General features: G+C 38.1%; 13 protein-coding genes. 9 read left to right on the top strand and 4 right to left on the bottom strand.

The features are described from left to right. Window positions 1-12: 12 nt before the first annotated feature. A complete protein-coding gene (locus BN53_RS02410; protein WP_009559312.1) occupies window positions 13-894 on the bottom strand; it encodes a ParA family protein in 882 nt (293 codons plus the stop codon). An 805-nt stretch (window positions 895-1,699) separates the two neighbouring features. On the opposite strand from BN53_RS02410, the gene BN53_RS02405 reads away from it, so the two are divergent. Further along, window positions 1,700-4,417: an LPXTG cell wall anchor domain-containing protein gene (locus BN53_RS02405; protein ID WP_009559311.1), complete on the top strand. Its 2,718-nt coding sequence runs from the start codon at window positions 1,700-1,702 to the stop codon at window positions 4,415-4,417. A gap of 127 nt (window positions 4,418-4,544) precedes the next feature. Continuing rightward, the gene (locus BN53_RS02400) at window positions 4,545-5,264 is read left to right on the top strand and encodes an alpha/beta hydrolase (RefSeq protein WP_009559310.1); all 720 of its coding nucleotides are present in this window, start codon (window positions 4,545-4,547) and stop codon (window positions 5,262-5,264) included. A gap of 102 nt (window positions 5,265-5,366) precedes the next feature. On the opposite strand, the gene BN53_RS02395 is transcribed toward BN53_RS02400, so the two are convergent. Continuing rightward, window positions 5,367-6,101, bottom strand: coding sequence for a MurR/RpiR family transcriptional regulator (locus BN53_RS02395; protein ID WP_009559309.1), 735 nt, complete (start codon window positions 6,099-6,101; stop codon window positions 5,367-5,369). Between the two features lie 152 nt (window positions 6,102-6,253). Between BN53_RS02395 and BN53_RS02390 the strand changes: the two genes are divergently transcribed. The 4 genes from BN53_RS02390 (at window position 6,254) to BN53_RS02375 (ending at window position 12,175) form a co-directional block, all read left to right on the top strand. Next, window positions 6,254-6,931 carry a PTS transporter subunit EIIB gene (locus BN53_RS02390; RefSeq protein ID WP_009559308.1) on the top strand — a complete coding sequence of 226 codons (678 nt, stop codon included), beginning with the start codon at window positions 6,254-6,256 and terminating at the stop codon, window positions 6,929-6,931. Between the two features lie 16 nt (window positions 6,932-6,947). Further along, entirely contained in the window at window positions 6,948-8,423 is a 1,476-nt protein-coding gene (locus tag BN53_RS02385) for a glycoside hydrolase family 1 protein (protein ID WP_009559307.1), read from the top strand. A gap of 229 nt (window positions 8,424-8,652) precedes the next feature. Beyond that, entirely contained in the window at window positions 8,653-9,888 is a 1,236-nt protein-coding gene (locus BN53_RS02380; protein WP_009559306.1) for an MFS transporter, read from the top strand. Window positions 9,889-10,444: 556 nt separating this feature from the next. Further along, window positions 10,445-12,175: an ABC transporter ATP-binding protein gene (locus BN53_RS02375; protein WP_009559305.1), complete on the top strand. Its 1,731-nt coding sequence runs from the start codon at window positions 10,445-10,447 to the stop codon at window positions 12,173-12,175. A 285-nt stretch (window positions 12,176-12,460) separates the two neighbouring features. Here the strand turns inward: BN53_RS02375 and BN53_RS02370 are convergent, their stop codons facing one another. Both BN53_RS02370 and BN53_RS02365 read right to left on the bottom strand, forming a co-directional pair. Further along, window positions 12,461-13,249: a Cof-type HAD-IIB family hydrolase gene (locus tag BN53_RS02370; RefSeq protein WP_009559304.1), complete on the bottom strand. Its 789-nt coding sequence runs from the start codon at window positions 13,247-13,249 to the stop codon at window positions 12,461-12,463. 15 nt (window positions 13,250-13,264) lie between these two features. Next, complete coding sequence (locus tag BN53_RS02365; RefSeq protein WP_009559303.1) at window positions 13,265-14,290, bottom strand: aldose epimerase family protein; 1,026 nt, start codon at window positions 14,288-14,290, stop codon at window positions 13,265-13,267. Window positions 14,291-14,486: 196 nt separating this feature from the next. Here BN53_RS02365 and BN53_RS02360 point away from each other — a divergent pair, with 196 nt between their 5' ends. From BN53_RS02360 to BN53_RS02350, 3 genes are read left to right on the top strand one after another with little or no spacing between them, the layout of a single operon-like run. After that, on the top strand, window positions 14,487-15,059 hold the full coding sequence (locus tag BN53_RS02360; RefSeq protein WP_009559302.1) for a restriction endonuclease subunit S: 573 nt from the start codon (window positions 14,487-14,489) through the stop codon (window positions 15,057-15,059). Next, window positions 15,052-18,261: a type I restriction endonuclease subunit R gene (locus tag BN53_RS02355; RefSeq protein ID WP_009559301.1), complete on the top strand. Its 3,210-nt coding sequence runs from the start codon at window positions 15,052-15,054 to the stop codon at window positions 18,259-18,261. Before BN53_RS02360 ends, BN53_RS02355 begins: the two co-directional genes overlap by 8 nt. Then, entirely contained in the window at window positions 18,254-19,483 is a 1,230-nt protein-coding gene (locus tag BN53_RS02350; RefSeq protein ID WP_009559300.1) for a restriction endonuclease subunit S, read from the top strand. Before BN53_RS02355 ends, BN53_RS02350 begins: the two co-directional genes overlap by 8 nt. Window positions 19,484-19,498: the final 15 nt, after the last annotated feature.

Genomic DNA, 19,498 nt, shown 5'->3' with positions numbered 1-19,498 from the left:
CCCTCTTTCTAGTTAGACAGCCTTGGTAATTTCAGCAAAAACTTCGTTAATTTCTTCGTAAAACTGTGGCTTTTGTTGATCGAAGTAACGCTTCATCTTCATGAATTCTGGATTGCTGCGTTTTTCTTCTGGCAAATCAGCGTTGTTGATTTTGGCATATTCTTGCATTTCGGCCACAGAAACCTTGTAGCTGGTTGAACGGTTGAAGATTTCTCTTTCAGGAATAATGGCTAACCAGTTGACGCCTTCTTCGCGTTCTTTTTCAACCATTTTCAAAAAGTCCTGACTCAAGCCATAATTGCGGCGGATTTCGTTAGCCAAATAGAAGAACTTAGCCTTAACGAAAGTCTCGCCAGTGGTGTAGTCAATGGCTTCATTTTTGAGCTTTTCAACCCGAGTTGAAAATTCAACAATACTGTCATAGGACATTTGGTTAGGAATGACTGGACTTAGGACTGCGTCAGAAACGATGATTGCATTCTTGGTTGCAGTTTGTACATCAGGGTGAGTGTCGATAATCATGTAGTCGTACTGATCTAGATTGTAGCGATCATAATGTTTATTTAGCCAAAGGAAGAGCAACATGTTCTTTTGAGGATTGTCGTTGATTCGACTTTGAACAGTATCAAGGCGAGTGCTTCCGCCGATTAGATCAATATTGTCTTTAACATGGTGAATCTTGACTGTTGAACCATCAGAATTATCAACGTCCAAAATGTCAGCAGCTGTACCCTCTTGGTCGGTTACATCATAGATTCGACTCAAGCTGCTTTGTTCATCAAAGTCTAAAAGCAAAACTTTGTGACCTTGGTGAGCGAGATATTCCGCGTAATTGTATGAGAGAGTGGTCTTGCCAATACCACCCTTAACGGTTGAAAAAGTAATGATTTCCATTGGGAAATACCTTTCTATTTATACATCTTATTATAGAAATCTTTGTTTAATAATACATGTAAGCATGCATACAAAGATATATTGATTTGTAAAGCTAAATATTTATGCAAAAATATGTTGAAATTAGTCAACAAGATAAAATCGCTAACTTTGTTGAATTACATATGTCTAATTATACATTATTTTTAAGTGATTTGAATATACAAGATTACATATATTTATTTAATCAAAGATAAAAATATATTTTTCGACAAAATATCAAACAAAAATATAACTAATAATTTCAACAAATTATTACACAATGATTTAAGCAAATTTCTTAACAAGCAACTTCAAATATTTATGTATAAGTTTAACTAACATAATCAACAATCATCTTACGTAAACATACATGTAAAAATTTAAACAAATTTATGCATGGATAATTCACTGACAAAACATATATTCGATTGCAGGAAAAAGTTTTTCAATCTAACTCATCTACAAACAATTGTATAAAAAATTCAACAATAATTTATATAAATTAACATGTATGTGTTTAACTGATTCTATTCTATAAATATTTATCTAAAAATAAAAATGTGTAAATTATCAGGTATAAATATATTATAGCGGACATTAATGAGCAAGTGGGCACATTTCAAAAGTTATTTATTTTCGTGAATTTTCTTAGCTATCGGCTTTATATCGGTAATTAATCTATCGTAACAATTCTATCTTCGGTTATTTTATTTTCTAGACAATATTAAGCGAAAAATTATGGTACAATAAGTAAAGTTTTTGTAAAAATAGAATTGAGAGTTACATGCGAATTAGAAGAGATAAATATACTTTAAGAAAAACAACTGTCGGCTTAGTTTCTGTAATGATGGCAGGTGGCTTTTTGCTGATGTCGCATTCTGCTAAGGCGGCTGAACTAGGAGTAGATAAGACTATTCAAGATAAGGACAATCACGCTAACATCCAAGAGGATCAAGCAGAGAATAATCAAGCAGTTCCAGCTAAGCCAAGTCAAAGTGGTATGGCTAATGGCGATACTAAGAATCCAATCAACTATCAAGGTAGCCAAGAGCAAGCTGAAAAAAAGCAAGATGTAATTTATCAAGGCCAAAATATCGGCGAAGCAGCTACTTACTTCACCTTTAAAGGCTTAGATGGCAAAACTTACGTAACGCCATATGCTACTTCTGGTTTAAGCACTGAAATTGACTTAAATTCAATTGATCGAAATTCAATCGAACTCCACATTTTTTATCAAGATAATGGCCAAGGTGGAAATCCTGGCTTAATGATAACTTGGAACAATCGAATCGACCAACTTTACCAGCCAGGTCAAAACTGGCAAGCTAACTTAGCAGTTGATGATAGTCGCTTAGTTGATGGCAAGTTCCAGATGAAGAGTCAATCAGGTAATGACTATAGCTATCAAGTTGGTACTTATGGCAATGTCGAAGACATTAATGACTTTATCAAAGCTGGCAAGGATATAACTAAGACAGGTACCATTTACATGCACAGCAATGTAGCTGCTGATGATAAATTTGACTTAACTATTCCGCTTATTTATGTAGGTCAAAGCAATGATAAGAATAAGCTAGTCGATACTTATTACGACGTATACACTCCACATTCTTCTGAAAATAGCTATAAGTTTGTAGAACGCCATATTGAAAATATTGAGCCAGCTAAGCCAAGCGAAAGTGGCTCCTATTATGCTGATGATCCTGATCCTGTTTACTACCAAGGCGATCAAGCTGATGCCGAAAAATGGCAAGACGTAATTTACTCTGATCAAAATATTGGTGAAGCGGCAACTTATTATACCTTCAAAGGTTTAGACGGCAAAACTTATGTCACTCCATACATTGCTTCTGGCTTAAATACTCAAATTGATCTGAGTGCTATTGATCCAGACTCAATTGAACTTCATATTTTTTATAAGGATAATGGAAAAAGCGGCAACCCTGGTTTAATGGTAACTTGGGATAACGGCAAAGATAAGTCTTTTGCTCCTAATGTAGGTTGGAATGCTAATTTAACTGTTGATGGTAGTCGGCTGGTTAATGGCAAATTCCAAATCAAGAGCAAGTATGGCAATCAATATAGCTACAAAGTTGGTACTTATGGCAATGTTAAGAATGTTGCTGAATTTTTAAAAAATGGTGGTGACATTACCAAAACAGGTACTATCTACATGCATGATACCATCAACGCTTGGGATATGATTGATATGATAATTCCACTTAAGTATGTTGGTCAGGCAAATGATAAAAATAATTTGATAAGCACTTACCATGATGTTTGGACTGCTCGTGAGAGCAGGGGCAATTATACTTTTATTAAGCCCTCAATGACTTCAGATCAAATTGATAATTACTTGGCATTGGGCACGATTGACGAACAAGGAAATTGGATTTTTAACCAAGAATTATCTGATCTAGTTAACCAAGCTGGTATCAATGGCAAGAATTCATATCAAATCACCTTGCCAAATGGTCAAGTGGTTGATTTTACAAGAGCAGTTAAATTATTCCCACAAAACGAAATTTATCGTTTGTTGCTTGATAAAATTGAGCAAGTAATCAGTCAGTATGGCTACACGGTGGAATTCGATTCTACTAGTCAAAATCCGGCTCAAAGTTACGCTTACCGTTTGACTTTAGGTTATCCAGCAAAAGATCAAAATGGCGATACCTTAGTCTTTATCGATGGCAAGGCAACTAAGCTCAAGGACTTAGCCCCTGACCAACAAGCTAAGCTCTACAATATCGTATCAATGGTGCCAGTGATCACTTTTGGAAAAGACGAAATCTTCCTTGATCAAACTGACAGTTCTAAGATTTGGGATCCATATCAAACTGGGACTGACCAAGCTCTCATCAATCATCTCTATCAAACAAGCGATGCGGTGATTGGCAAGGCGCTTCCAGCAAGTCAGTTAAAGGATTTGCCAGTAAATGGCGATAATTTGCAGGTTGAATACTATTACCAAGCTCAAAAAGGTGATGGGGAAGTAGTTAAGGTCGATCAGATTGATACAGCTAAGTCTGGATACTACACGGTTGTTTATAGCGTAATGAACGGATCGCAAAAGATTTCTAAGACAGCTCATGTGCTAGTTGTAGCTAAGGCAAAGCCAGTTGATCCAGATGTAACTGACGATACTACAACTGATACCGAAAATTTGGTAATTGACAATAGTCAAGATCAGCCAGCTGATGCAAATCATCCAGCTTCTCAAGGTCCAAAACAGCCAAGTCAAGATGAAGACGAAGGCAGTCATATGACTTTTAAAGATGATCAAGCTAAAAAGGTAAAGCAAGCTAAGGCTACAACTCATCAAAGTCAAGCTAAGTTGGTTAAATTAGCTACTGCTAAAACTGTGGCTAATTCATCAGCCTCTGTTAAGGAACAAACTTTACCCGAAACAGGTGATAAGGATAATTGGGCAGTTGCATTTTTAGGTGCGGTGCTCAGCTTATTAGGTTTATCTGGTTTAGCTACTAAAAGACAAAAAGATTAATCATTAGGCAGCGAAATTTATCGCTGCTTTTTTTATATAAAAAAATATATGTATTATTACCTACCAATCTCATGTATAATTATAAATAAATATTTCAACAAATAATTATATAAATTTTGAGGTGAAGATGAAAAAGCTAAGAAAAATCATTATTGGCTTGGTCTTGGCTATTATTTTGCTTGTAGCAGCAGGAGCAATTTACCTGAAAACTAACAGCTATTCAGCTAGCTCCCAAGCAGTTAAAATTAGCCAAACAGCTAAGGTAAAAAATTCTCGAGTTACCGAATTTAAAGCTAAGAAAAATAAATTAACAGTAATTTTCTACCCGGGGGCTTTGGTTCAACCTGAGGCTTATTCTATCTGGGCCAGCAAATTGGCAAGGGCGGGGTATACGGTAAAAATCGCCCACTTTCTATTGAACTTGGCAATTTTTGATTTATCAGCAGCTGATAAATTGCATCAACAAGGGCAGAAATTTGTCATTGGCGGACACTCACTAGGCGGAGCAATGGCCAGTCGGTATGCTCATCAGAATTTGAAAAAGCTACAAGGCGTTTTCTTTTTAGCAGCCTATCCAGATCAAAAGGGGCGACTTGATCAAACTAGTTTGGCTGTTTTGTCCATTACTGCCAGTCGAGATGGAGTTTTGAATCAAGAAAAATACCAAAAAGGCAAACAGTATTTGCCAGCAAATGCAGAGTATGAAACAGTCAAGGGTGGCAATCATGCCGGCTTTGGTGATTATGGCCAGCAAAAGGGCGACCGGCCAGCGACTATTTCCAAGCAAACTCAGCAAGAATTGATCGCTAAATATTTAATCAAATGGTTAAACAAGCTTTCTAGATAAATATTTATTGAATATTTTATATAATAATTTCAACAAATAAATATATAAATTTATATATAAATAAAAAGGCATGCCTACTAATCTAGGCAATGCCTTTTGTTTTTACAAAGGATTTTGATCGAGTTGATTGATTAATAATTCCACAAATAAGCAAGCGATCGACTGTGAGTCAATCGAACTATGGAAGTTAAAGGACTTCCCAGGCAAAACGATGATATTTTTGAAGAACTGCTTGAGCGGAGTGGCTGGATTCATGGTGATCAAGAATGTATTAGGATTTTCAGCAAAGAAAGGACTCAGTTCGCCTTTGAAATTATCTGATAGATCGCCGTTTATCGAAAAGAAAATTATCGTGTCATCTTTAGTAGCCGAAGGCAATAAGTGAGACATCGAAGTAAAGCCCTCCGCCCAAAGGCTAGGCTTATGCAAATCGATTAGGGCAAAGTGGAGCTGCTTGGCTGGAAGCGATGAGTAATAAATTCCAGTTGAAAAGATGATGCGTGATTTTTTTATTTTATCGATTAATAATGATAAATCTAAGCTTTGAAATTCGATAATTGCCTCTTGATATTCCTTCAAGAAGTCATGTTGCGGGTTGCCGGCTTTTTCTAGTTCGAGTTCTTTAGCTAAAACTTGCTTGAACTCTTTAAAGCCATTAAATGATAATTTTGCGCAGAAGCGCTGCACCGCAGCAATCGACGTTCCAGTATTGGAGGCCAATTTTTGAATGGTCATCAATTTCGTTTTTTGTGGATGCTGCAAAATATAGTCGCAAATAGCTTGATCGTTCTTTGAAAAGTCGATATTTTTCGGATTTAGCAATGATGATACTGACATATAAAACTCTCCTTTTGCTTAAATCTTATCACAGTAGAACGATAATTTTTACAAAAGATTCTTGTAAGCGGTTCTTTCAACTGGTATGATAAAAGCGTAAATAATTATCGTATAAAAACAATAATTTATCGAAATGGAAGGTAGGTAGAATTATGGACTACAACAAGCTTGCCAAAGATATTGTTGCTGGCGTGGGTGGCAAAGACAATATCGATTCAGTTGCTCACTGTATGACTCGGCTCCGCTTTAGCTTGAAGGATGTCAGCAAGGTTAATAAAGATCAACTTGAGGACATTAGCGAAGTATTGGGCCAGGTTTATGCTGGTGGACAATATATGGTAATTTTAGGGCCAAACTTGTTGCCAACATATGAGGCAACGGTCAAGAATTTTGATTTAAAGACGGGCCCAGCAGTTGATGAAAATCTAGATGGCAATTTGGCCAATAAAGAAAAACTCACTTGGAAAAATGCTGGCTCTAAACTACTAAGCTTTATTCAAGCATCTGTTACACCAATGATCCCTGGATTAGTTGCAGGTGGTATGTTTAAAGTTGTTTTGATTTTGATCGTTAACTTTGTCGATCCTAATTTTGCCAAAACAACCGACTACACGATCCTGTCAATGATTGGCGATGCGCCATTCTTCTTCATGCCAATTATGGTTGCTTATGGTGCAGCTACTAAACTAGGAGCAACGCCAGGCTATGCTATGATGGCGACAGCTTCGTTGATTTATCCAACTTTCCATGACATGGTTACGCAACTTGCTGCAAAACCTGGCAGCGTAAGCATGACCCTGTTTGGTATGCCAGTCAAGATTTTGAATTAGAAGGGGACACATGATAATGAAGAAAATATTTCCAGATGGATTTTTAATTGGTGGAGCAACTGCAAGTTTTCAATTTGAAGGTGGTTTTGGCGAAGATGGACACCTGCCATCAAGTCATGATTATGAAACTAATGGTTCGCCTGAACATCCTCGCCACCATACAATGAAGTTGCCAGATGGCACGATTGTCAAACCAGAAAGTTCATTTATCGATGCTCAAGATGTTCCAATGGATGCAGAACCTGTCTTTTTGGATGATGAATACTATCCAAGTCACAAGGCGGTTGATTTTTACCACCATTATAAAGAAGATATTAAGTTAATGGCTGAGGCGGGCTTCAATGTCTATCGCTTCTCCATTAGTTGGAGTCGCATTTTCCCAACTGGCGAAGAAGAGCAGCCAAATGAAGCTGGGCTAGCCTTCTATGATAAGGTTTTAACTGAACTGGAAAAATACCAGATTCAGCCACTAATTACCATTTGCCACGACGAAATGCCAATGCCACTGGCTTTAAAGTATGATGGCTGGAATTCGCGCAAGGTAATTGACCTTTATGTTAAATATGCCAAAGTCCTCTTTGAACGCTTTGGCAAGCGTTGCAAGTATTGGCTAACTTTCAATGAAATCAATGCGGTTCGTGGTTTTGGACCAACTGGGGTTCACAAGGCTAGCGGCCTTGATCGCTATCAAGCTGCACACAATATGTTCGTAGCTTCTGCTAAGACAGTTAAGATGGGACATGAAATGATGCCTGGTAGCATGTTTAGTACCATGTATGCTTTGAGTACAGTCTATCCAGCTAGCTGCAAGCCAGAAGATGTTTTCCATGTGCAACAACAATTGCGGGAAAACTGGTACTTCGTTGATACAATGGGACGCGGAGCATATCCAAGCTATGCCAATGCTATTTTGCAGCATCATGGAATTGATTTTGACCAATTGGACATTACTGATGAAGATCGAAAGATTCTAAAAGAAGGTCAATTAGACTTCATTTCCTTCAGTTACTACCGTTCAAATACGGTTAAAGCTGGCGATAAATGGTTCAATGTCGGTGGTTCGCCAAACCCATATCTTGAAACTACGCCATGGGGCTGGGGCGTTGACCCACTTGGCTTGCGCTACACCATGAACATGGTCTACGATCGAATTCAAAAGCCAATCTTTATTGTCGAAAATGGCATGGGTGCAATTGATGAGCCAGATGAAAATGGCTACGTTGAAGATGACTACCGGATTAAATACATGAATGACCACTTGCTTGCGATGACTGAAGCAATCAATAATGATGGAGTAGAGTGCCTAGGCTACACTATGTGGGGTCCAATTGACTTAGTTTCCTTATCAACTGGTGAAATGAAGAAGCGCTACGGCATAATTTACGTTGATATGGATGATCTGGGCAATGGTAGTTTGAAGCGTATACCGAAAAAATCATTTGCTTGGATGAAAGAAGTTATTGCAAGCCGGGGTGAAAAATTGGTAAAATAGAAGATCGTAAAAAACGCTATCAATCTAAAACTAACTGTGAAAATCGCAGTTAGTTTTTTGTTGCAATCAGTTTCTTGATAATGATAAATATCTAAAGATAATAAAAAATATAAATCATATTGGTTTTTTGTAATTTAGCAGTATAATTTACTTAATCATAATATTAAATTAAGTTAAATATTTAATATTATGATCAGTATAAGTCTTATAAAAGAAAAGATGTGGTTTTATGAGAAGGCTAAAAATAACAGTACTGAGTGACTTTCTAAATGATTTGCCACTAGGGGCATTCATAACCTATGCATATTGGTATGCTTACCAGCAGACGCATGATCAGGGCATCGTCTCATTGCTTGGAACAGTGTCAATGATTGCCTTATTATTAGCAGTCTTTGGTGGCTACATTTCTGATAAATATAGCAAAATAAAATTGATGCGTTTCTTGATTATGTTGAGATTTGTGTTTATTGCTTTGGGAACAGTTTTTTTAGCATTGAATCCAAAGATGGGGGTTGTCGCAGTCTGCTTTGTTGTAATTAGCAGTTCGGTGATTAATGTTGTTTATAACCCTTTAACCGAAGCGCTTGCGCCAGCGTTGATTGATAATGACGATGAATTAATTGAAGCAAACTCTTGGGTTTCACTAGCTAATAGTATTGCCACAATCGTTTCATCAGGTGTAGCTACAATCTTTGTTGCTATTAATCGACCAGTAATTTCATTGCTTATTCTTTTGATCTCAGTGATTATTTCTTACATTTTCTTAGGTTTTATTAAACCAGATCAAGCCCCATCTTATGCTGGAGAAATGAAGGTTAAGTATATTTTCGAAGACTTTGCTGATGGAATGAAGTTGGTTTGGCACAATAAATTAATCACGTTAATGATACCAATTGCCATTATTGCCAATTTTTGTTTCTATGTAATTTGGCTATTGATGCCTAAATTTGCACTTACGGTATTTGACCAGTACAGATTTGTTTATAACGGGATTGATATTGCTTTTACCGTTGGTGGAATCATTGGTGCTTTTACTTTTTCTAAAATTAAAGACAAGATAAATTCTGCAGTTGTATGTCCAACTTGTCTTGCCCTGCAGGCTCTGAGTTTAACAATCGTTGGAATTAGCTCTTTACTTGGACAATCAGTAGTGTCTGCGGTTATCTGCATTGCATGTTGGCTAGCGTATGGCTTTTTCAATAGTATTTTTTCAATTGTTTACTTCTCAGTTGTACAGATGTCGTCATCTAAAGATAATACTGGCTTAATGATTGGTGCAGTTATGACTGTATTTTCAATTGTCAATCCGATCGCTACTGCTATGAGCGCACCATTGGGGGACAATGTTCAATTGCCTATTTTGATTTCCGTTTTAGGTGCAATTATGGTTTTGGTCTCTGTGATGACTTTTACCCCAATCTATCAAAGAATATTCAAGAAATACGATACCGTTTATGGAAAATGATGAAGCTATAACTAATATGAGACGTAATAGTGGACATGATACTAACTATATGAAATAATACCTCTGAAAACGATTACATAATTTAACGGTGATGCTATTCCAAATGCATTTGGTTATAATGTCAGATTGGTAAATTCAAGTAATCAACCTAGATCTAGTTTTGTTGGCATGCAGTCAATTAGCTACAACAACAGACACTCCAATCGAATTCATAAGGGCTTTGGGCAAGTACAAGATACGCTAGAGTCTTATTTCGAGTAAGAAAGATTAAAAAATTCAATCAACGAGAAAAATCTATTTACACAAAACATTTGACAGTTTCCAAAATGTAGATGCTTGGTGCCCAAATGATATTAAACCTCAATGATTCCCTAGTGAATTTTATTTCTAGGAAAGAGCTTACTTAAACTAAAACGCCTTACTTTGGCAGGATCGCAATGATCAGCCAAGTAGGGCGTTTTTTTATAAGAAATTGTAATTGTAACCTATCAAAATTCCAAGTAACCTGGATCAATGGTACAATGAAAAGATAAATGAATAGCAAAAAGGGGAAAATATGAAAAAAACAACCTTTAAGTTCAAGGACTTCTTCCGATTGCTCGATCAGGTTCATCCTAAGTATTGGCAATTGGTAGTAGGTACGCTATTGGGATCTTTAGGAACCCTATCTGGTTTGATTGTACCAAAGATGACGGGAAATTTGATCAATACTTTCCGGCACATCTCGCCAGGATTAGTTATTGGGATGATCGTCTTGATTGTTGCTGGACTGATTGCGGGGATGTTCTCCGGCTTAGTTTTAGGTTACTTTGGTCAGGATGTCATTAGCAAGATGCGGCGCCTGCTTTGGCAGAAATTATTGAATTTGCCTGTTACATACTATGACAATTCTAAAACCGGTGAAATCAGTTCACGCCTAGTTAACGATACTTCTCAGATCAACAATTTGCTGGCTAATACCTTGCCTTCAGCGGTTACGGCTGTTTTGCAGTTTATTGGTTCTTTGGTCATTATGCTGACGATGGATTGGCAGATGACCTTGATCATTGTCGTTGCAGTTCCGCTTATTACCTTGCTTATGTTGCCAATTATGGCCCAATCAAGAAAAATTGGTAAAATTTTGCAAGATAAATTGGCAAGCTTAAACAGCAACAGTACGACTGTTTTAGGTGAAATTCGTTTGGTTAAAGCTTCAAACGGCGAAGAGACCGAGCTTACTTCTGGAAATGCAGATATCAAGAAACTTTATGATGTCGGGGTTAAGCAAGCCTTTATCAATTCATTGACTTCGCCAATTATCAATATGGCGATGATCATCTTGGTTGTCAGCATTCTTGGCTACGGCGTGTACCGAGTAATGACGGGTTCGATGCGGATGGGTGATTTGGTTTCATTCTTGATGTATCTCTTCCAAATTATGACGCCAGTGATTGTGGTTAGCCAATTTTTCAATGAATTATCAAGAACTAGCGGTGCAACTGAGCGAATTTCTGAAATTTTGCAAGAAAAAGAAGAAAACAAGGGGACCGACTTGATCGTTGATATCTCCGGCAAGACCTTGAAGGTGCAGGATTTGACCTTCTCTTATGAAGAAGGTAGCCCAGTCTTGCACGGCATCAACTTCGAAGCAAAGCCAAATACGGTTGTTGCCTTTGCCGGTCCATCTGGTGGAGGAAAGTCGACTTTGTTCTCAATGATCGAGCGCTTCTATGAACCTGATAGTGGTCAGATCTTGATCGGCAATCATGACGTTAGCTTGATTGACTTAGACAATTGGCGTAGACAAATCGGTTTGGTAGGGCAAAATTCAGCCGTTATGCCAGGTACGATTCGTGAGAATTTGCTTTACGGCTTAGATAGCGAAGTTGGCGAAGAGCAGATTTGGGAAGCCTTGAAGATGGCTTATGCCGATGGTTTTATTAAAGAAATGGAACATGGCTTGGAAACGCAAATTGGTGAAAGAGGCGTCAAGCTTTCTGGTGGTCAAAGACAGAGAATCGCGATTGCCAGAGCCTTCTTGAGAAATCCAAAGATTTTGATGCTTGATGAAGCAACAGCCAGCCTAGATTCAGAATCTGAAGCAATGGTTCAAAAGGCCTTGGGCAAACTGATGAAGAATCGGACTACTTTGGTAATTGCTCACCGCTTGAGCACGATTGTGGATGCCAATCAGATCTACTTTATCGATCATGGAACGGTTTCTGATTATGGAACGCACGAAGAGTTAATTCATTCTACGCCACTTTATGCCGAATATGTTCGAAACCAATTTAAGGGAATTAAATAATAAGAATCCAGGCAGGTTAGCTGTCTGGATTTTTTGATTTGCTAGTATCAAAATGGCGACAAAGAAAAAGAGAACTATTGTGAGTAGCCCTCTTTGCACGAAGCCGTAAAAAACGGTGGTACTTATTGCTTTAACTAAAAGTCGTAGTAACAGTTTCCCCAAAAGTTAGTAGCGGCTTTTTAGTTTGCTCTCAAACAAATATATACCCAAAAATAAAAACATTAATTTGCATAAATATTTCAACAATAAATTATACAAATTAATGATATAAATAAATATATATTTTTACAAATATTGCTTCAAAAATTCACCGACTCCATTATGATCATTGTCTGCAGTTACAAAGTCAGCCAAGTCCTTCAGCTGATCAATCGCATTGCCCATCGCCACCTTAGTTATTCCAGGAAGCTGGAAGGCTGACAGATCGTTTAGATTGTCGCCGAAAACTACAATCTCTTCTGGCTTAAGTCCTAGTTCATTGCGCAGAATCTCTAAGGCCTTGCCCTTAGTTACGCCATGCTTGGTTAACTCCAAAGTCCAACCACCACTTGTAGTAACATCGAAATTCGCCTCTAGCTCTTTTTGCCAGCGCTTGAAGAAGCGACTGCGGAAAATATGGGAGCCATGGAATTCGCATTTGATGATTTTGCCGTAGTCTTCCTTGGTCAAAGTTCTAGCTCGCATCTGCCACATGGTCTTGCAGAAAGTCTCCTGCATGCGATTAACTCTGGACTTTACATAGAAGTGATTTGCTCCCAAGAGATAAGGCCCTCTAATTGAAAAAGTCCGTATCTTCAATAATAGATCCAATTGTTCCTTAGATAAGGTTGATTGGTAGATAATTGTGCCATCACTTTTTTGGATTAAACCGCCATTGTAGCCAATCAGATATTCGAGCTTGATACCTGGAAAAGCTTGCTGGATCGAATTCTTTGGTCTGCCGGATAAGGGCACGACTAAAACTCCTTGATCGATCAACTGTTTGAGCACTTCTTTGGTTTCTGGCGAGATTTGTCGTCTAGAATTAAGGACTGTTCCATCCAAATCAGTTGCTACTAATTTGATTTTAGCCATGAGTTACCTCGCTTCTTAATAAGAAATCTTCCATTTGACTATGCGATGGAACTTTTCGCCAGGAACTAAAGAGGCCATTTGCAACTTAGGATCGTTAGTTGGGGCTGCTTGTGCTTCTAAAGCAATTCCATCGTGGGCATGCAAATGGCTGAGGACATCAGTCTTAGGGAAGCCGTTAGCCGTAAATACTACCAAAGCTTGAGCGTTAGTTGAAATTTCCAACTTGCGCTTATTTTTATTTGAAGTCAAAGTTGCCGCAATCTTGTTGCCATTTAAAATAAATGGGTGATCGAAGCCATTTCTAACCTTGACTTGGTGTTCATCAGACTTCAAGGCATCCCCAATTCGCCTACTCTTTCTAAAATCAAAGACCGTTCCCTTAACCTTGGCCATTCCAGCTTCAGCTGGCAAAGTTTGATCATCAACTGGCAAGTAGTAGTCGGCGTCAAGTTCCAAGTTCAAGTCTTCGATTGAAGAATCTGGCCCATCCAAACGGAAGTAAGTGTGGTTAGTTGGATTAAATAAAGTTAACTGATCGCTGACGGCTTCAATTTCATATTTCAAAGCATTGTCATTATCTAAACTATAAGTAACTTTGATCTTAACGTTGCCAGGGAAATGATTGGCGAGATCTGGATCTAAGAAGTAAAAGCTTACTTCTACCTTGTCGTTGCGATTCTTAAGTTCAAAGTCCCAGACTTGATTGTCTAAACCTAGCTTTCCACCGCTATGCAAAGTATGCTGATGGTTGTTAGCGATAAAGTGGACAGTCTGGTTGCCATTTTCCCAGCGAGCATCTTTGATTCGTCCAGCCACGCGGCCAACTGTTGCACCGATGAAATTGCGCTCTTTAGAGTAGTCTTCCGGCTTTTTGAGCGACATAAGAATATTTTCGTGACCGTGTTTAGTCGGAATTTCGAACTTCTCCAACGTTGCTCCGTAGTTCAAGAGGCTAATTCGCACGCCATGTTTGTTTTCTAAGATGATCTCGCATAGATCATGACCATTTAAGTTGTCATATTTATTGATTTTGATACTCATTTTATTTTTTCTCCATCTATTTAAGCGTTTACAAAAATTATATACTTTTCTGTCGAACGATGATAGAGGGAGATAATCAATTATAATAAAATGTAATTTTAAAAAATTACAAAAAATACTTGCAAGAATATATTTTAGTGCTAAACTATAAATATCAGCAAAAGTAATTTTAAGAAATTACAGAAAGGAATCCAAGATGAAACTAACTCATTATGTAAAACTTGAAGCTGGCAAGCCGGTCTCACGCTTTGTTGATGAGCCTGATGCAACGACCTATCCATTCTACTTACAAAGTAATTTTGATGATGACTTAGTTGGCATGAATCATCAAAATGCTGAAAATCGTTTCTTGCACACTAGCAAGGAGGATGTTTCTCTAACTAAGGCTGGGGATATCCTGTTTAATTTGATGACTGGCCAAGCAAGTCTGGTTAGTCCAAGTCATACAGGTTACTATTTCTCGCAAAATTATGTTCGACTTACGATAAAAAAAGAACTTGATCCAAAGTTTCTGGTTTATCTATTAAATGAGAATCACCAAGTTAGACGATCGCTGATTGCTAGCTTGCAGGGAAGCCAGGTAATCAAGTTTACGGTTAGGGCATTGCGAGAGGTTATCCTTCCTAAGCTGCCGAAACTAACGAAGCAACAGCTGATTGGCCAGATTTACTTTGATCAGTTAAGGATTACCGCTTTGAAAAAAAGGCAGGCTGAGAATCAGAAAATTAAACGCATGAATGAATTGAAGGAGGCGGTTGATCATGCTTGAACATCAAGATGAATTAACCTTTGAACAAAATTTTGTCGATTATCTGAGTGGCCAAAGCTCAATGCCAGAAGTTAATGAACCAAAGGCTGCTTATATTGCTGGTAAGCGTTCATGGGAATATTTGCCAGATGTTCATACGACTGAAGCCTTGTGGGCTAACTTCAAGCAAATCTTGGAGCAGCACAATCAGGCCAGTCTGGATCATCCCTTGTCAGAAAATGAATTTGCTCAAGTCAAAAAGGAAATTTCTGATTTAAAAACGCCTTACCAAGCTGGTCAGTTCTTATACGGCTTGAATGGAGTTTCCCAAGTTGAAGTTGATCTTGACGATGGACGCCATGTTTATTTGACTGTCTTTGACCAAAGACAAATCGGCGCTGGCGATACGGTTTATCAAGTAGTTAAGCAGATTGAACGGCAACCTGTTTTAAGTGGAAAAGAAAAAAGACGCTTCGATACCACCTTGTTAATCAATGGGCTGCCAATTATTCAGATTGAAGAAAAAACTGATGCCCATGACGTCAATGAGGCCTTAAATCAGATGGAGCAATATATCAATGAAGCCCAGTATTCAGATATATATTCGACCTTGCAGATTCTAGTGGCCTTGACGCCCCATGATGCTAAGTATATGGCCAATACGACTGCTGAGCGTTTTAATAAAGATTTTGCCTTTAACTGGCAGACTGAAAAAGGCGAAAAGGTGCGTGGCTGGAAGAAATTCTGTGATCTCTTCCTATCAATTCCAATGGCCCACCAAATGGCTACTAATTATATGATTCTTGACGGAACCAAGAATAAGCAAATGCTTAAGGTAATGCGTCCATATCAAGTTTATGCCACTAGAGCAGTTATTGATGGAATCAAAAAGGTGGACTTCGAAAACCGCACTAATAAAGTAGGCTATATATGGCACACAACCGGATCTGGTAAAACAATTACTAGTTTTAAAACAGCTTGGTTAGCAAGTAGATTGCCCAATGTCGATAAGGTAGTCTTTTTAGTTGACCGAATCGCCTTAACTAATCAGACTTTGGATAATTACCGAGCTTATGATCCAGATGCTGAAGGAGAAAGCCTAGGAACGGTAGCTGATACAGCTAATACTTATGATTTAAGTCGCAAGTTGCGTTCCAAAGATAATGGAATTATCGTCACTTCAGTTCAGAAGCTAGAAACTTTGATTAAGCGTAAGAATGTTAAATTGCCTGACAAGAATATCGTCTTCATTGTCGATGAAGCCCATCGCTCAACTGGCGGGGATGCCTTCGCTCTTTTGCAAAAGGCCTTTCCACATTCTGCCTGGGTAGGCTACACTGGTACGCCAATGTTTGATGATAAGAAAAAAGACAAAGATCAAAGAACTAGCCTGACTACGCAGGATATTTTTGGTGATTTGCTTCATGCTTATACCATTAAACAAGCGATTGCTGATGGCAACGTCTTAGGTTTCAAGGTCGACTTTGAAACAACGATTGATACCAAGGCCATGCGCGAAGAATTCTTACCACAGTTCTACCATGAGAAATATCCTGAATGGACTGATCTGGAGATCAAAGATAAGATTGCTCATTTAAGCGATGATGATATGGATGACAATGTTCAGCCAAGTTTCTATGACAATAATAAGGAACACGTCGAAAAGGTAGTTGAAGACATCTTTAAGAAATGGCGCAACCGGTCAAATAACAACCGCTATAATGCCATGCTGACTACGCACGTTCACAGTGGAGCAAGTACCAAGATGGCGATGATGTACTTTGACGAGTTCCAGAGAATTAATGAAGAGCACCGGCAAAATGGCGGTCTAATGCTCAAAGTGGCGGTTACTTTCAGTCAAGATACTTCAAATGGCGATAACCAGTTGCAAACTAATCTTGGCTTGGACAAGGCAATCAAGGCTTATAATGAGACCTTTGGTACTAGTTTTGATATGACAACGGTTAAGGAATATACCCAAGATGTGATGGCTAGATTGAATAAGTCGGCTCAAGATGGCAATTACCTGGACTTAGTTATCGTAGTCGATCAATTGTTAACTGGCTTTGATGCGCCAGAATTGAATACTCTATATGTCGATCGAACATTGAAGGGGGCATATTTGATTCAAGCATATTCGCGGACCAATCGAATTGCTGACTTGCAGGAAAAGCCATGGGGCCGAGTAATCAACTACCGCTGGCCAAAGCATAACGAAAAGTTGATGGATGAAGCTTTAGCAATCTACGCCGATATTCGTTCAGCTGATATTCAAACTGAATTAGTCAATGTAACAGTGGTTGCACCAGAATATAAGGTTTTAGTTGAAGATACCAAGAAGATAGTTAGCGAGCTGCGTAATTTGACTAATGACTTCACTGATACGCCTAAGTCGGAAACAATGAAATTGGAAATGCTCAAGACTTTGCGCAAGTATAATTCCAATATTGCTAAGCTAAAGCAGTATACACAAGACGAAAGCGAAGATGGCACCAAGGAAGGCTTTGACTACCACCATCCAGAAAAATTGCTTGATCAATTAGATATCACAGTGGATGAAGAGACTACTTTGACGACTACTTTGGCTAACCAGCTAAAGCGTGAAATTGCCAAGACAAAGCATGTCCCCACCCAGCAGATTAAGTTGAATTTGACCCATATTAAAGAAGTTGAAATTAACTACGACTATCTAGATGAGCTTTGGGTTCAATTGATGAATGAAGTTCATGAAAACAAGCAAAAAGAGGCTGAGGAAACGAGTCAGAAGATTCATAGATTCGCAGATGCTTTGGAAAATCAAGAATATGCTAATGATATTCGAACTACGGCTAAGCGAATTTTGACTAGACAATACCCACCAGAGTCAGAGAAGATCAACTACCCAGTTACCAGCAAAGACATTAAGGGCAAAGAATTAGTTGATAAGGTGACTAGACTCAGTCAAAATGAAGTCTATCAGGCTTTCATCAACCAGTGGGGATTGAATGAAGCTGTGAGTGTTAGACAGCTGGCCGAGTTAATCAGCACGCATGTTTTCAATGAAAAGGACCTGGATAATCAGGGACAGTTGAAGAGAATAGTTCAAGAGGCTGGCAAGACTTATCAAAAGCATGCACAGGATCCTAAGGTTAAAGGGATGTTTGTGATCGTATATCTCAATAAGGTGAGGGATGCGGTGTATGAGCTAGCTGATAAGGTTGTTGGTGGATTGTTAGATGAGTAAGGTGACGATGATGGAAAAAAATAATGGTATACCTAAGTTGAGGTTCCCAGGTTTTACTGATCCTTGGGAACAGCGAAAGTTAGGGGATTTCTTTAAAAAATATCAAAATAAGATATTTCTAGATGATACTACAAAATATATTCAAATATCAGTAAGAAATACAGGAAAAGTTGAATATCGTACGACTAATTATGGAAAAAATATAGGTAGGAAGCGTCAATATTTAGTAGACACTAAAAATTATCCCGATACTTTAACATTTACTAGACAGACTGTTTATGAAGGTGGTATAGGCTACATACCCAGTTCACTTAATGGTGCAATTGTTACTGAGAACATGCCGTTGTTGGCTAAAAATAGTAAGATAGACAAAAATTTTTCAAAAATATTATTTAAGACACACTTGTATTATCACAATGTTATCGAAAAGAACAAACCTATTGGTTCGGCACAAAAAGCTTTACATGAAAAGGTATGGCTCGAAAGCGTCGTAACAGTACCTACTTTACTTGAACAACAGAAGATAGGGGAATTTTTCAAACAACTAGATTCCCTCATCGCCCTTCATCAGCGTAAGTTAGACCACCTTAAAGAAAAGAAACGTGGTCTACTTCAAAAGATGTTCCCTAAAAATGGTGAGGTAGTACCCGAATTACGGTTCCCTGGTTTTACCGATCCTTGGGAACAGCGCAAGGTTGGTTATTATTTAAAAAAGAGTACTGTTTCAGGATCAAATGGTACGGTAGCTAAAAAATTAACTGTAAAGTTATGGGGAAAAGGTGTAGTTCAGAAAGAGACGATAACTCAAGGAAGCAGCAATACAAAATATTATAAAAGAAGTGCTGGTCAATTGATGTATGGAAAATTAGATTTTTTGCATGCAGCCTTTGGAATTGTACCAAAAAAGTTAGACGGGTATGAATCAACAGCCGATTCTCCAGCTTTCGATGTAGTAAACGGAGATTCTAGATTTTTATTAGAAAACTTTTTACGTCGAGACTTTTATCTCCAGAATGGTGAAAAGGCTAATGGCTCTCGAAGAGCTAAACGTATACACGAAAATGTCTTTTTAAACATGGAAATATATGCTCCTAATACTATGGAACAAAGGGCAATATCAGACTTTCTCCAACAACTTGACACCCTCATCTCTCTTCATCAGCGTAAGCTAGATCACCTCAAAGAAATGAAAAAAGCATTGCTACAACAGATGTTTATCTAACAGAAAATGTAAAAG

The organism is Lactobacillus pasteurii DSM 23907 = CRBIP 24.76 (genome assembly GCF_000297025.1).
Taxonomy (GTDB): domain Bacteria; phylum Bacillota; class Bacilli; order Lactobacillales; family Lactobacillaceae; genus Lactobacillus; species Lactobacillus pasteurii.
This window is presented reverse-complemented; position numbering and strand designations above follow the sequence as displayed.